Here is a 223-nt window from a genome sequence, read left to right as displayed (position 1 = left end):
GCTTGTTGGCATTGGCTTTCAGATGAGTTGAATCGGTGAATAGGACACGTCCGCCCACCATGTCATGATTAATGGCTTGAAGAACGATCTCATCAAAAATGTCTTGGAAAATCGTTGTATCTTTAAAGCGTGTGCGTCTGTTCCAGCTGATGGTGGAGTGGTGCGGAACTGGGTCATTGATATTCAGGCCCAAAAACCATCTGTACGCCATATTGTAGTAAAT

Annotated in this window: 1 protein-coding gene; it reads right to left on the bottom strand. The window is 44.4% G+C overall.

The features are described from left to right. Window positions 1-223: transposase (locus Q3W56_RS20930; RefSeq protein WP_302896728.1), on the bottom strand; the 223-nt coding region annotated here is incomplete at both ends.

It is taken from the genome of Bacillus sp. C28GYM-DRY-1 (genome assembly GCF_030519405.1).
GTDB lineage: Bacteria > Bacillota > Bacilli > Bacillales > Bacillaceae > Bacillus > Bacillus spizizenii_A.
This window is presented reverse-complemented; position numbering and strand designations above follow the sequence as displayed.